Source organism: Mongoliitalea daihaiensis (assembly GCF_021596945.1).
Lineage (GTDB): Bacteria > Bacteroidota > Bacteroidia > Cytophagales > Cyclobacteriaceae > Mongoliitalea > Mongoliitalea daihaiensis.
Genome location: NZ_CP063779.1, coordinates 127,501 through 141,267, shown reverse-complemented (window position 1 = coordinate 141,267; position 13,767 = coordinate 127,501). Strand labels below are relative to the sequence as shown.

At 39.0% G+C, this 13,767-nt stretch carries 13 protein-coding genes, 1 tRNA gene and 1 rRNA gene (1 of these 15 only partly in view); 13 read left to right on the top strand and 2 right to left on the bottom strand.

Features of this window, described 5'->3' with window-relative positions; genetic code table 11:
• Positions 1–6 precede the first annotated feature (6 nt).
• The 9 genes from IPZ59_RS00530 (at position 7) to IPZ59_RS00490 (ending at position 8,221) form a co-directional block, all read left to right on the top strand.
• Entirely contained in the window at positions 7–336 is a 330-nt protein-coding gene (locus tag IPZ59_RS00530) for a hypothetical protein (protein ID WP_236137939.1), read from the top strand.
• Complete coding sequence (locus IPZ59_RS00525; protein WP_236137938.1) at positions 336–977, top strand: ExbD/TolR family protein; 642 nt, start codon at positions 336–338, stop codon at positions 975–977. Before IPZ59_RS00530 ends, IPZ59_RS00525 begins: the two co-directional genes overlap by 1 nt.
• Position 978: 1 nt before the next feature.
• Complete coding sequence (locus IPZ59_RS00520) at positions 979–1,443, top strand: ExbD/TolR family protein (RefSeq protein ID WP_236137937.1); 465 nt, start codon at positions 979–981, stop codon at positions 1,441–1,443.
• A 60-nt stretch (positions 1,444–1,503) separates the two neighbouring features.
• Positions 1,504–2,832: an MFS transporter gene (locus IPZ59_RS00515; RefSeq protein WP_236137936.1), complete on the top strand. Its 1,329-nt coding sequence runs from the start codon at positions 1,504–1,506 to the stop codon at positions 2,830–2,832.
• Positions 2,825–4,288 (top strand): NAD(P)H-hydrate dehydratase, encoded by a 1,464-nt coding sequence (locus tag IPZ59_RS00510; protein WP_236137935.1) that lies wholly within the window; start codon positions 2,825–2,827, stop codon positions 4,286–4,288. The genes IPZ59_RS00515 and IPZ59_RS00510 overlap by 8 nt, the downstream gene beginning before the upstream one ends.
• Positions 4,289–4,336: 48 nt before the next feature.
• Positions 4,337–5,530 (top strand): MFS transporter, encoded by a 1,194-nt coding sequence (locus IPZ59_RS00505; protein ID WP_236137934.1) that lies wholly within the window; start codon positions 4,337–4,339, stop codon positions 5,528–5,530.
• A 567-nt stretch (positions 5,531–6,097) separates the two neighbouring features.
• Positions 6,098–6,724 carry a hypothetical protein gene (locus IPZ59_RS00500; RefSeq protein ID WP_236137933.1) on the top strand — a complete coding sequence of 209 codons (627 nt, stop codon included), beginning with the start codon at positions 6,098–6,100 and terminating at the stop codon, positions 6,722–6,724.
• Between the two features lie 9 nt (positions 6,725–6,733).
• Positions 6,734–7,576, top strand: a complete 843-nt coding sequence (locus IPZ59_RS00495; protein WP_236137932.1) for a DUF2380 domain-containing protein — start codon at positions 6,734–6,736, stop codon at positions 7,574–7,576.
• 33 nt (positions 7,577–7,609) lie between these two features.
• Complete coding sequence (locus IPZ59_RS00490; RefSeq protein ID WP_236137931.1) at positions 7,610–8,221, top strand: imm11 family protein; 612 nt, start codon at positions 7,610–7,612, stop codon at positions 8,219–8,221.
• Between the two features lie 48 nt (positions 8,222–8,269).
• Here IPZ59_RS00490 and asnS read toward each other — a convergent pair whose 3' ends face one another.
• On the bottom strand, positions 8,270–9,721 hold the full coding sequence (asnS, locus tag IPZ59_RS00485; RefSeq protein ID WP_236137930.1) for an asparagine--tRNA ligase: 1,452 nt from the start codon (positions 9,719–9,721) through the stop codon (positions 8,270–8,272).
• A 176-nt stretch (positions 9,722–9,897) separates the two neighbouring features.
• On the opposite strand from asnS, the gene rpoN reads away from it, so the two are divergent.
• Positions 9,898–11,355 carry an RNA polymerase factor sigma-54 gene (gene rpoN / locus IPZ59_RS00480; protein ID WP_236137929.1) on the top strand — a complete coding sequence of 486 codons (1,458 nt, stop codon included), beginning with the start codon at positions 9,898–9,900 and terminating at the stop codon, positions 11,353–11,355.
• A 2-nt stretch (positions 11,356–11,357) separates the two neighbouring features.
• Positions 11,358–11,975 (top strand): phosphatase PAP2 family protein, encoded by a 618-nt coding sequence (locus IPZ59_RS00475; RefSeq protein ID WP_236137928.1) that lies wholly within the window; start codon positions 11,358–11,360, stop codon positions 11,973–11,975.
• A 31-nt stretch (positions 11,976–12,006) separates the two neighbouring features.
• On the opposite strand, the gene IPZ59_RS00470 is transcribed toward IPZ59_RS00475, so the two are convergent.
• On the bottom strand, positions 12,007–12,750 hold the full coding sequence (locus IPZ59_RS00470; RefSeq protein ID WP_236137927.1) for a porin family protein: 744 nt from the start codon (positions 12,748–12,750) through the stop codon (positions 12,007–12,009).
• 173 nt (positions 12,751–12,923) lie between these two features.
• Between IPZ59_RS00470 and IPZ59_RS00465 the strand changes: the two genes are divergently transcribed.
• Together IPZ59_RS00465 and IPZ59_RS00460 are read left to right on the top strand one after the other, a co-directional pair.
• Positions 12,924–12,997, top strand: a tRNA-Arg gene (locus IPZ59_RS00465).
• 363 nt (positions 12,998–13,360) lie between these two features.
• Positions 13,361–13,767: ribosomal RNA gene (locus IPZ59_RS00460) — 16S ribosomal RNA — on the top strand (it continues 1,121 nt past the right edge of the window).

The following is a 13,767-nucleotide window of genomic DNA, read 5'->3' as shown; positions in this document are numbered from 1 at the left end:
TCAACTATGGATAGTATAGATATTTTCTTATATATCGCAGACATCTTGGTTATTGCTGGGGTAATATTTGCAGTGGTTCTTCCACTGATCAAATCCCTAGATAACCCTGGTAGTCTCCTTAAAACAGGCGTTGGAGTAATTGCTATAGTGGTAATATTCTTCATTGCCTACTCGATGTCCGACAGTGAAGTAGCTGCTAAATATGCTGCTGACCCGTTCAACTTAACTCCCGGAATGTCTAAGTTCGTAGGAGGTACGTTATTGACTACATACGCTTTGTTTATCATTGCTATTGTAGGTATTGTTGTTACTGAAATTACCAAAGCAATAAAATAATGGCTAGGAAAAAAGGTAGAATGTCACAGGAAGTGAATGCTGGCTCTATGGCTGACATCGCATTCCTACTGCTTATCTTCTTCTTGGTTACTACGACAATTGCTTCCGATAAAGGTATCCTTAATATCCTGCCTCCAAAGCAGGATCCTAATGTGCCGCCACCGGAAATCAAATTGAATGAGAGAAACATTTTCAATATTCTTGTGAATGCCAACGATCAGCTACTGGTGGAAGGTGATTACAGAGAAAATGCCAATGGTCTCTCGGAAGATGTGAAGGATTTCCTTCTCAACTTCGGTAATCCTGACGAAGAAGCTTTATCATTGTTTAATAGTTTGCCTCAGTCGTTGAGAAATAGAGCTAAAAGAGAGGCTAGTTCATCGGATCATCCGATGTCTGGTGGTGCTGTTGTCTCTATTAAAACCAACAGAGGGACTAGCTACGATGTGTACTTGGAGGTATTTGACCAAGTTAAAAAAGCGTATTTCGAAATTTACGGTGAGCGTGTAGGGTTGACTGCAGAGCAGTATAGAGCTCTTACAGGTAAAACACCTGCTGAGAAAGAATTAATGGATCGTGGTAAGGAAGGTATCCCTATGGCGATCTCAATTGCTGAACCAGATAAAATAGGAGGAAACTGATATGTCAAAGTTTAAGAAAAAAACCAACACATCCCAAAGTATTCCTACTTCGGCCTTGCCAGATATCATTTTCATGTTGTTGTTCTTCTTCATGGTGACAACGGTTTTGAGAGAATCTGATATTTTGGTTGAGCAGAAACTTCCTCAGATGACGCAGCTTCAAAAATTGGAAAAGAAAACATTGATTTCTTATCTCTACGTTGGAAAGCCTAAAAATACAGCGCTCTATGGTACTGAGCCAAGAATACAAGCAAATGATGTATTGATTGGTGCCAAAGATATTTTGTTGTGGGTCAACCAAGAGAAGGACGCACTCTCTGAGGCTGAAAGAGATCAAATCACCATTTCCATGAAAGCTGATAAAGAAGTAAAAATGGGTCCTATTTCAGATATTCAATTTGAATTAAGAGAAGCAGATGCCCGTAAGTTAATGTATGCTTCAACAGGAAGATTGGAACAAGATTAATAAGTATTTAATTTTACGTAAAAGCTACTCTCTCGGGAGTAGCTTTTTTAATTTGTACACATGGCAGTTGTCAAAAGTAAAGAAAAAAAGAAAGTACATTTTGCTTGGTCCATGTATGATTGGGCAAATTCTGTTTATAGTTTAGTCATTACATCGACTATTTTCCCTGTTTACTTCAACTCAGTCACAACATCTGAGGAAGGGGATTATACGGTTAGCTTTTTCGGGATTGAGGTAGTAAATACTGTTTTGTACTCCTATTCTATTTCATTTTCATTTTTGATGATTGCATTTATTTCCCCTCTTTTGTCCGGAATGGCTGATGCAAGTGGAAAGAAACTGTTCTTTATGAAAGTCTTTGCCTATATGGGTTCCATTGCCTGTATGGGGCTTTTCTTCTTTGATGGGCCTAATTTGGAGTACGGTATCCTTTGTGCAGTGATAGCAAGTATAGGTCATGCAGGAAGTTTGGTGTTTTATAATGCATATCTGCCTGAAATAGCAGATCCTGATGAGTATGATTTTCTCAGCGCTAAAGGTTTTTCCTTAGGGTACATAGGTTCAGTCATTTTATTGGTTCTGAATTTGGTCATGATCCAAATGCCAGAATTATTTGGTTTAGAAAATGCAGCGCAAGCATCCAAATGGTCTTTCCTTATCACAGGTTTGTGGTGGGCAGGCTTCTCTCAAATTACATTTAAATTTCTACCAGATAATCCCTACAAAAAGAAAGTCCCAAGAGAATTGCTATGGAAGGGGTATCATGAAATTCGTGTGATTTTTCAGGCGGTAAAAAACACTAAGGTGACTAAAAGTTTTTTAGCAGCTTTTTTCTTTTACAGCATGGGTGTACAAACAGTTATCTTTTTGGCGGCTTCTTTTGGAGATAAAGAATTGGGACTGGCAGGTGATAAATTGATTTTGACGATTTTAATTATTCAGATTGTGGCGATTGGTGGCAGTTATTTCTTTGCCTTTATTTCCAAGTTGTATGGTAATAAATTGTCGCTCATAGTGATGGTGTTGATTTGGGTGCTTGTCTGTGGAGGAGCTTATTATGTGGAGACAGAATATCAATTTTACTCGTTGGCATTTGTCGTAGGTTCTGTTATGGGGGGGATTCAATCCTTATCTAGAGCCACCTACAGTAAGTTGATTCCAGCAACTACAACGCTCCATGCTTCGTATTTTAGTTTTTTTGATGTCACTGAAAAGCTCGCCATTGTTGTAGGAACCTTTTCTTATGGTATTATCGAACAACTATCTGGTAGTATGCGAAACTCTTCATTAGCCTTAGGGTTATTCTTCTTGATTGGTTTGGGATTTTTGCTAACAATCAAGATTCCGAAGCAATCGCTTTCATCTCCAATTGTTCCTCCTCATGCTTAAGATTTTATCAGGAAAACAGGTTAGCCTTTTAGATAGTGCCTTTATTCAGTCACAAGGTATATCTTCATGGGAATTAATGGATCAAGCTGCCTATGCTTTCACGGATTGGTTTATGAGTCAAAATTTTTGCAGAGAGTCTAAAATTTACATTTTTGCAGGTAAGGGAAATAACGGGGGGGATGGTGTTGCCATTGCCCGTTTACTTTCGGTGATTGGCTTTTCTGTGGTTTTGGTAAATATGTACCCATTAGAAGAGTGTTCTCCAGATAATCAGAAAAATTTAAAAAGGCTGCCAGCCGGCATTCAGTGTTTTCATATTCATGAATTCGATTGGCAAATAGCTGCCTCATCCATTATCATTGATGCTTTACTTGGAGTTGGTTTATCCCAGCCATTATCAGGGATTTTGGCATCAACTGTACAGCGGATAAATGAATTGTCTTGTAAACGAATTGCGATTGATATTCCTTCTGGACTGCCTGCTGATGGACCTTTGAATGGAGATGCAATTGAAGCAGACATTACAGTTACCTTTCAATTTCCAAAGCTTTCCTTGCTTTTTCCAGAACATGCCGCATACACTGGCAAAATGGTGATTGTAGATATCGGTATTCCGACTAGTTTTCTTCAAAGTTTTGAAGGTAACCATTACCTTTTACAGAGAGAAGATGTTTATCCCCTTCATCTAAAGAAAAGTGATTTTATTCATAAGGGAGATATGGGGAAAGTAATGTTGATCGGTGGAAGTAAAGGCAAAGTAGGGGCAGTTTTATTGGCTTCCCAAGCAGCTTTGAGGACAGGTTCTGGATTGGTATACACCAATATACCGGCAGAGGAGCGTCTGATCTGTCAGGTAGCATTTCCTGAGATTATGTACACCACAGATTTGTTGGATGACTTGGATGCAGTAGGTGTAGGCCCTGGATGGGGTACTACTCTTCATCCTGAAGAAATAGCACATTTATTTGAGAAATATGATTTCCCACTCGTGTTAGATGCAGATGCCATCAATTTAATAGCCAAATATCCAAAATTATTGAAAAAAATACCTTCCAATTCTATTTTCACACCACATCTGAAAGAGTTTGAACGTTTGGTAGGTCCTTGTGAAAATCACCTGGTCCGGCTAGAAAAAGCTAAGGACTTTGCAATACGCAATCATGTGATTGTCGTTTTGAAAGGGGCATTTACTTGTATTTCCAGCCCACAAGGAGAACAGTTTTTCAATACGAGCGGTAATAAATACATGGCAACTGCAGGCTCAGGGGATGTATTGACGGGGGTGATTACTAGCTTTTTGGGACAAGGCTATAGCCCCATACATGCAGCATTAGTAGGGGTGTATCATCATGGTTTGGCTGGAGACATAGCAGCCCGAACCAAAAATCGAGGTTTAATTGCATCGGATATTATTCGAGCAATTCCTCAGTCATTTATAGAAATGGGCATAGAATAAGAGAACTTTTCTTAGTATCATCAAGTTGTTCTAGCAGTTATTAATTTTATGAAACAGGAAAAAGCGATTCTTTGGACGCTTGCAGCCATCAACTTCACGCACATCGTAGATTTTATGATTTTGATGCCCTTAGGGCCTCAATTGATGCGTATTTTTGAAATCAGTCCCAGTGCATTTGGGCTCTTGGTATCTTCTTATACCTTCAGTGCGGGGTTGAGTAGTTTTTTAGGGGCATTTTTTTTGGATAAATACGATCGAAGGAAAATTTTACTTTGGGTATTTGTTGGATTTTTGTTAGGAACGATCGCCTGCGCATTATCTCCCAACTATCCGATTTTATTGATTTCTCGTATTGTATCGGGGGTGTTTGGAGGATTGACTTCTGCATTGATTTTAGCGATTATAGGTGATGTAGTGCCAGACGAGCGCAGAGGCAGAGCCATGGGTTTGGTGATGGCAGCATTTTCGGTTGCCTCAGTTTTTGGTGTTCCTTTTGGCTTGTTTATCGCGAGTTTGACCAATTGGCATGCTCCTTTTTTCTTTTTGGCGGGTCTTTCTTTAGTAATCCTAGCGTTGATTTATCGTTTTATTCCAAGTATTACAGCTCATCTTGATACAGGGAAAGCCAAGCCAAGCCCTTTACAAGTAGTCCAACGTGTGACAGGAAATGCCAATCAAATGCGGGCAATTACCTTGACCATCATGATGATGTTGGGACAATTTACCATTATCCCCTTTCTAAGCCCTTATATGGTGGCCAATGTGGGTTTTACGGACATGGAACTGACCTATATTTACATCTTTGGAGGACTGCTGACCATTTTCACCTCTCCTTGGGTAGGTAAATTGACTGATCGCTATGGTAAGGTAGAAGTCTTTACGGTATTTATGACCTTGAATGTAATTCCTATTGGGATTATTACTCATCTAGGAGTCACTCCAATTCCTTATGTATTATTGGTATCTACATTCTTTTTTATCACCAGTAATGGGCGAATGGTACCCGCAGCAGCGTTGATTACAGGGACTGCCCGTCCCGAAAACAGGGGGAGCTTCCTCAGTTTCAACTCCGCCGTACAGCAATTAGCTGCCGGAGCGGCTTCTTTTTTGGCAGGAATGATATTAGCTGAAGGGGTGAATGGGGAATTGCTGAATTTTGAGAAAGTGGGTTATATTGCTATCGTGCTGAGCTTGCTTTGTTTGCCTTTGATTCGTAGGATTAAGGTGGTGGATGTAGGTTGATTTTTTTCAAAGAGATTTTATTCGCTCATTTTTTGAGTAGACTGCTGAAATCAAATGTATGGATTGTTAGTTCGTTTTCATTAAATTCAGGATTATCGGGATGCATGGGAAACAAATTCAATCCTCTTTCACTGACAAAGTAATGATGGGATAGATACGTGTTTTTATTTTTTGAATGTCTTTGGATTTTTTTTTATTCGGTTGTGGTAGCTTTATCTGTTATTGTTCATAAACCGATTGCATAGTTATTTACCTTAACTTCGAAATTCGCAATTTAGGGTTAAGATTAAAAAAGCTTAATGATTTGATTTTTAACTTTCAAATAACTAAGTTTAGTACATATTTGTTTAAACTATTGTAATATGGAAAAGCGCTTTACACACACACACACACACACACACACACACACACACACGGTGATGTCTCTCGTCTCGAATTAGAAGTCTAATTTGTGGACCGAAGAAGTTAATATCAGGTTTTTGTCAAGTATTTACTTACTTGAAACCCTCGTGTTTATCATTATATTTTCTTATTACTTTCTTATTAGGTTCGTGTATTGATGATGCTGTGCAACTAGCACCTGAAAGCATTGTAGAGATTAATGAAATAGCCAAAGTAAAAGGATGGTTTGAAACTAATAAAAACTTACTGGAAGTTCATAAAAGCAACCCTTATCATAGAGAATTCAGCAAAGATTTAATTTTGCCATTTTTTGATAAAGAACCTGATTGGTCAAATTTTTCTGAATATTCGTTTCCTGATGGTCGTAAGGTAATCGAGGTTAACATTAAGAATTTGAGTGGCATTGTTCCTGTTGATTTTTTTGAAAAATATGGAGGTGCTAGCTCAGAATTAGTAGAAGAGGCACTTTTATTTGTCGAACATACCAACTCTGAAATTGGCTACTCGATATGGGTAGCGAGATATTTTAGTTATGGTAAAAAATCCGAGGGAATGACTTACCATGTGATTCCTTCAGATTGGTCGGGACGGATTGATCTATTTACTTTTTCAGAGGTGCATTTAAGAAGCTTTGAGGTCGAAGATGGGTTGATTGTGAAAACACTTGAATACAAGACAGAAGAACCTAGCAAGCGGATGGCCACTGAAAATATGTTAATGACATGTTCCGGAAGTTGGATTGATTATCCATATTATGGAACTTCATCAGATGGAGCTGTAAATTCTTTTTAATCAATCTTTGTGATAAGCTGTCATAATCCGATAGATTTATCGGGTGGTAGTGGAGGCGCAAATTGGCCAACCCATCCCAACCCATCAGGTCCGAGTGGCGAAGGTTCAGGAGGTGGCGGGCCAGGATCTGGAGCTTTTGGCTCAACGGGAGGTGGCTCTGGGACCTCTAACGGAGTCTGTGACCATACTAATAATTTTGCATCTGATTGTATTCCGTTTCCAGTAACAAATCCAGAGGATAGAAGAAGAGCACAGTTAGACTATTTGAGGACACATGGTGGAAGGGACTTTGTGAATATAATTGAAGAACTTTTAACTACCCCTGGTCTTAAAGTAGGTGATGTAAGCGAAATAAATATTCTTGTTAACAATTTTTATTTGCGCCAAAAAGGCCTTTTTATGATGAATATTTTTAGTATTGATAACGTTGGGATGATATTAACCTTGGGTATATGGAATCCAAATTTAACTACAATTGCTAGAAACAAGACATTTCAGCTTTTTTCAAGATATGCAACTCAAAATAATAATGTAGTATTTAAATCATTTACTTCAAATAATTTTAGGTCGAATTTGACACTGAAGACTGGAATGAATCCTTCAGGTGCGCAAGCGCATCATGTTTTTCCACAGACTAGTGAGTTTTCTAGTTTTTTTACTTCAAAAGGAATAAACGTGCATAATCCAAGCTATGGCACTTGGTGGCCTACAGCTTCTCACCAGTCAACTGCATATGCTTATAATCAAGCTTGGAGAATATTTATTGCTAATAACCCGAATGCAACTACGAATCAAATTCTTAATTTTGCTAGAACTGAAATGGCTAAATATGGGATTGCCGTTTTATTTTAAAGATTTTGCCACAATTATATTAAAAATAGAAAAATGATTTTTGAAAACCTTTATTATTTATTTACCAAGTTGTCATCTAATTCATTTATAGTAAATTCTATAGATTTGAAAGGGGATGTTTATGATCAGGGGAAAACACATGCAATGCTTTTGTTGGAGGGGCAATTTGAATCGTTTAAATTTCCAATTAAATTCAAACATGTTTCAGGAAAAAGACATTGTGACCTAGTGGGCACTGGTTGGGGTGTGTTGTTTTTGATTTCGGATCGTATGAAGCTTATTTTGGAAGAGAATAATCTTACTGGTTGGAAATCATTTCCTGTTGACATTTTTGATGAAACTGGCGATAAGATTCAAAATTTATACCATGGGTTTTCGATTGTAGGTAGAAGCGGGTCAATAGATTATAAAAAAAGTGAGGTTATTGAGAGAAGACTAGTTTCAACTGGCCCTTTATGTAAATATTATAAAGGTGTTTATCCTGATATGGATTCCTGGGATGGTTCTGACTTTTTTCTTCCTCAGAATCATTGGGGTATAGTTATTACAGAACGAGTTAAAAAAATATTAACTAATCATAAGTTGGCAAATATCGAATTTTCCAATCTAGCTGATTTAGAGGTTGGAGTTGAGACGATTTTATAAGTGATTCAAGTCCCCCAGAAGAGTTTGGGGGATTTATTATAAGGGCTTTTAAAACTCCGCGTGTCCGGGAGTTCTTGGGAAGGCGATGACATCTCTGATATTGCCCATACCCGTCACAAATAGAACCAAGCGCTCAAATCCCAAACCAAAGCCGGCATGTGGGGTAGCCCCGAATCTACGGGTATCCAAATACCACCACATTTCTTCGGTTGGGATATGCATCTCTTCCATGCGTTGGGTCAATTTATCTAAGCGCTCTTCTCGCTGTGAACCACCCACAATTTCACCAATGCCTGGGAATAAGATGTCCATTGCAGCGACAGTCTTACCATCATCGTTTTGGCGCATGTAGAATGCCTTGATTTCTTTTGGATAGTCTGTTAAAATAACTGGCTTTTTGAAATGTTTTTCCACTAAGTATCTTTCATGCTCGGATTGTAGGTCTACGCCCCAATCTTCTACTACATACTGGAATTTCTTTTTCTTGTTATGGTTCGAATTCTTAAGGATACCGATAGCCTCCGTGTATGTCAGTCTTTGGAATTCGTTGGTGACCACAAACTGTAACCTCTCTAATAGTCCCATTTCGGACCGTTGATCTGCTTTTTTGGAAGTTTCCTCCTCAGCTGCTCTTTTGTCTAAGAACTCCAAATCATCCTGACAGTTTTCCAAGGCATAGTTGATGACATACTTTAGGAAGTCTTCGGCCAGATTTTGGTTATCTTCTGCATCGTAAAATGCCATCTCCGGCTCGATCATCCAAAATTCCGCCAAGTGACGAGCAGTATTGGAATTTTCTGCACGAAATGTTGGTCCAAAGGTATAGATTTCACCCAATCCCATAGCCGCCAACTCACCTTCCAACTGTCCAGATACGGTTAGATTGGTTTCGCGCTCAAAGAAATCTTCTTTGTAGTTGATCGATCCATCTTCATTTAAGGGAGGGTTTTTCAAATCCAAGGTTGTCACCTTGAAGGTCTCCCCTGCACCTTCTGCATCTGAAGCAGTGATGATAGGCGTATGGATATAGAAAAAGCCCTTATCGTTAAAATACTTATGTACAGCAAAAGCCAAGGCATGCCTTACTCTGAAGACAGCACCAAAGGTATTGGTTCGCATTCGTAAGTGAGCGATTTCTCTTAAAAATTCTAAAGAGTGTTTTTTAGGCTGCAGGGGATACTTTTCGGCATCAGCTTCGCCTAGGACTTCTATCTGCGATGCTACCAACTCTGTAGATTGCCCAGCACCTTGGGAAGCCACCACAGTACCCGTAATTTTCAAGCAAGCCCCAGTGGTAGCTTTTTTGAGGAGTTCTTCATCGATTTTGTTAGGATCGGCTACGATTTGGTAGTTTTTGATCGTAGACCCGTCATTGAGTGCGATAAAAGAAACATTTTTATTGCTTCGTTTGGTCCTTACCCAACCCATTAGTACAATCTCCTTGCCCTCTTGATTTTGGGTAAAGAGCTCTTGTATTTTCACTCGTTTGTTGAACGCCATATTCTTGGTTTTTAAAAGCTTAAATTAAATGCTTACGTGAGGTCTTGCCTTCGTAGGGAATGCAAAAAAACGATATAATACGCTTTTTATCAAAAAATACTTCTTATTTCCTAAATTTGAATCATCGCAAGTAAATAGGACCATTTGAGTGCGCGAATATTCTTCTAAGAAATACTATGCAGAAATTACATTTAAGTCAGATACTTTCTCAAAAACTTTCTCCGCAGCAGATTCAGTTTATCAAGCTGTTGCAAGTACCTACTGCTGAATTAGAGGCTAGGGTAGAGGAGGAGTTGGAAATTAATCCAGCCTTGGAAGAAGGAAGGGAAGAAGACCCGAAGGCGGGAGAGGAGGATTATGGAGATAATTTTGAGGACTCCTATGAAGGGGAACAAGATAAGGATATCAATATAGATGACTATCTCAGTGAGGATTATGGGGGGTACAAAATGCAAGGAGATGGGAATTATTTGCAGGACGATGATGATCGTGATATTCCCCTGTCTAGTGGAGTTTCCTTGCAAGAGCAATTAATCAGTCAGTTAGGTTTTTTGAAACTCAATGAGCGGGAAAAATTGATTGGACTTCAGTTGATTGGCAGTATAGAAAATGATGGATATATCCGCAGAGACCTAGAGGCCATTATCAATGACCTAGCTTTTGGTCAGAATATCGAATCAGATATTGATGAAGTTGAAGAGATATTGCGCAAGATCCAATCCTTTGACCCGGCAGGAATTGCGGCTAGAAACTTGCAGGAGTGTCTGCTTATTCAAATGGAACGAAAAGAGCATCCGGAGGATATTGTCGTGCAAACAGCCATTAAAATAGTAGCAGATAATTTTGATGAGTTTACGAAAAAGCATTACGATAAAATCCAAAAAAGATTGGATATCGAGGATGAACTGTTGAAAGATGCTGTCAATATGATCACTCGACTGAACCCAAAGCCAGGAGGGGTATCTGATGGTTTGGTGAAAACCCAATACATTATCCCAGACTTTATTTTGACAAATACCGATGGAAAGTTGGAGATTACGCTTAATTCAAGGAATGCTCCCGAACTGAGGGTTTCGCGTTCGTATTCAGAAATGTTTGATGCCTACGATAAGAGTGATAAGAAAGATAAAAAGCTCAAAGAAACTGTCAGTTTTGTCAAGCAGAAATTAGATTCTGCCAAGTGGTTTATTGATGCGATCAAGCAACGCCAACAAACCCTTCTGCGGACTATGCAAGCTATTTTGGATTATCAAACCGAGTTTTTTTATGAAGGTGATGAAACCAAACTAAAACCCATGATCCTAAAGGACATTGCTGAGAAGATTGAAATGGATATTTCTACGGTTTCCAGAGTCGCTAACAGCAAGTCTATTCAAACAGAGTTTGGAATTTATCCACTCAAATATTTCTTCTCTGAGGGAATAGCGACTGATTCTGGAGAAGATGTTTCAAACAAAGAAGTCAAAAGTGTGTTGCAAGAAATGGTGGATCACGAGGATAAGCGAAAACCGCTTTCGGATGACAAACTTGTGAAATTATTAAATGATAAGGGTTATAACATTGCCAGAAGGACGGTTGCCAAATATAGAGAGCAGCTCCAGATTCCGGTGGCTAGATTAAGGAAGGAGTTATAAAATTGGCAAAAAAAGGTGCCCTAATCGTATCCTATTTACTGCAGCCGTTGGTCATACCAACGCTCATCATTTTATTTGTAGCGACCAAGGCCTCTTTTTGGCTAAAAATTCCTGCTTACGAATTCAATCAGGTGCTTTCCGCAGTAGCGTTGACAACATTGGTTATCCCAATGATGATCTTGATGGCCATGCGTTGGTCTAAGTTAATCCCCTCATTTCAATTGCCGGAAAAAGAGGATAGGTTTCTTCCATTCGTATCTGTGTCCGTTTTGTATATGATGGCAACTTATTTTTTCCATCTCAAGCTTCAGGCTTCTCCTCCGTTGGTGTTTTTGCTATCCATCATCACGATTGCACTAGTATTGCTCACTACAGTCACTTATTTTTGGAAAATCAGTGCACACATGGTAGCGATGGCAGGTTTTTTAGGAGTCGTAAGTGCTTTTGCGTTTAAGGCACCTCAATTGCAATTGGTCAATTATCTGATAGGAATTGTTTTATTGAATGGGCTGGTAGCATCAAGTAGACTGTACTTAAATGCACATACACCGCACCAAGTTATTGCTGGCTTTTTGTTAGGGTTCGCACTTAACTTTTTCCCACTTTATTATTTGATATAAAAAAAACCGGACTAAGCCGGTTTCGATGTTTTTAAAATAGTGCTACAGATATACCAAAATTAAATTGGGAAGCCTCTGTCCCAAAAGGACCCAAATCTGCTTCAAACAAGGAGTTCAATGCGTAGTGTGCCCATACATTAAAACCTCCGGAACCTATTCTAGTATATATTCCGTAGCGGAAAGGATTTATCCCGAAAGATTGCCTATCTTTTATCTGTCTCGTCAACTCATTTTCATCTGAAAAACGAACCTTGGTTTGAGCCTTGAGCGCATATCCTACTTTTGCTCCTAACGCAATTTTAAAACTCTTATTATAATTTCTAGTGTTGAAATGATAGCGGAATTCCAGTGGAACATCAAAGTAAGTTACAGTAAAATTGTTGCTTTGTACGGTAATATCCTCTCCATATACTGTCGTCACATCTAGTAATCTACTGGAGTTAGGTCCTACCTCAGGATTATTGAATAAGTTCCTTCTATTGGTGAAGTTAAATTTATCTACACCAAGGCCTAAACCAGGATTGAATGTGAATCCAGACCCTTCGCCAAATAAATTGATTGGCAATTGATAGTAAGCATTAAATGTACGGGAGCGCATCAATCGAGTGTTGAGTTCAGAAGGACGGTTGTTGAGTACATTTAAACCAAACTCTACAAACAAGTCACCTTTAAGATCTGGTCTTCCACCTATGGGGGTTCTCGTACGTTCTTCTTCTTGGGCTACAGTGGTAAAAAATGTTCCTAGGGTACATATGAACAAGAGTAATTTTTTCATGAAAGCTATAATTGATTTGAATTCGGGCCCTAAATTAGAAAAACATCTTATTAATTGGGTTTCTTTTATCTTAATTATTCTTAAGTGGTTCAAACATTAAAAAAATTTCAAAAAAAACATCTGCATTTATTTTTGGAAATTAGAATTCCCTCATTACTTTTGCAGTCCCAAATGGCTTCGTAGCTCAACTGAATAGAGCACCTGATTACGGCTCAGGAGGTTTCAGGTTTGAATCCTGACGAGGTCACTTTAAACCCTACAAATGGTAGGGTTTTTTCTTCTACAGCGTTTGAAGTTTTGTTATCTGAAAATAAATTGGAGTTTAAAAAAAAATAAAAATTCACATTTTCAGAGACTTAGATTAAAGTCCAAAAAAATCCATCACGGATTGTTGACTTAAAAAATATTCTTCTTACCTTTGCAATCCTGTTCGGGAAAACAGAAAAGATTTAAGAGTGCAAGATGAGTGGTGAAGGCTACTTACGAACTATCGAAAGTGATAGAGAAGTTCTTTGAAGTATTGGACGAATGAAAGAAATTTAAACAGCAAAAAACCTGGGATCTTATAGGAATAAAAATGACTATAGGAATATAAGTCGGAACTAACTTTACAATGGAGAGTTTGATCCTGGCTCAGGATGAACGCTAGCGGCAGGCCTAATACATGCAAGTCGAGCGGCAAGTTGAGTAGCAATACTTGACCTAGAGCGGCGCACGGGTGCGTTACGCGTATGCAACCTACCTTAGACTGGGGGATAGCCCGGAGAAATCCGGATTAATACCCCATAGTATTATTGAGTGGCATCACTTGATGATTAAAGATTTATCGGTTTAAGATGGGCATGCGTAGGATTAGCTAGTTGGTAAGGTAACGGCTTACCAAGGCTACGATCCTTAGGGGTTCTGAGAGGAAGGTCCCCCACACTGGCACTGAGATACGGGCCAGACTCCTACGGGAGGCAGCAGTAGGGAATATTGGGCAATGGTCGGAAGACTGACCCAGCCATGCCGCGTGCA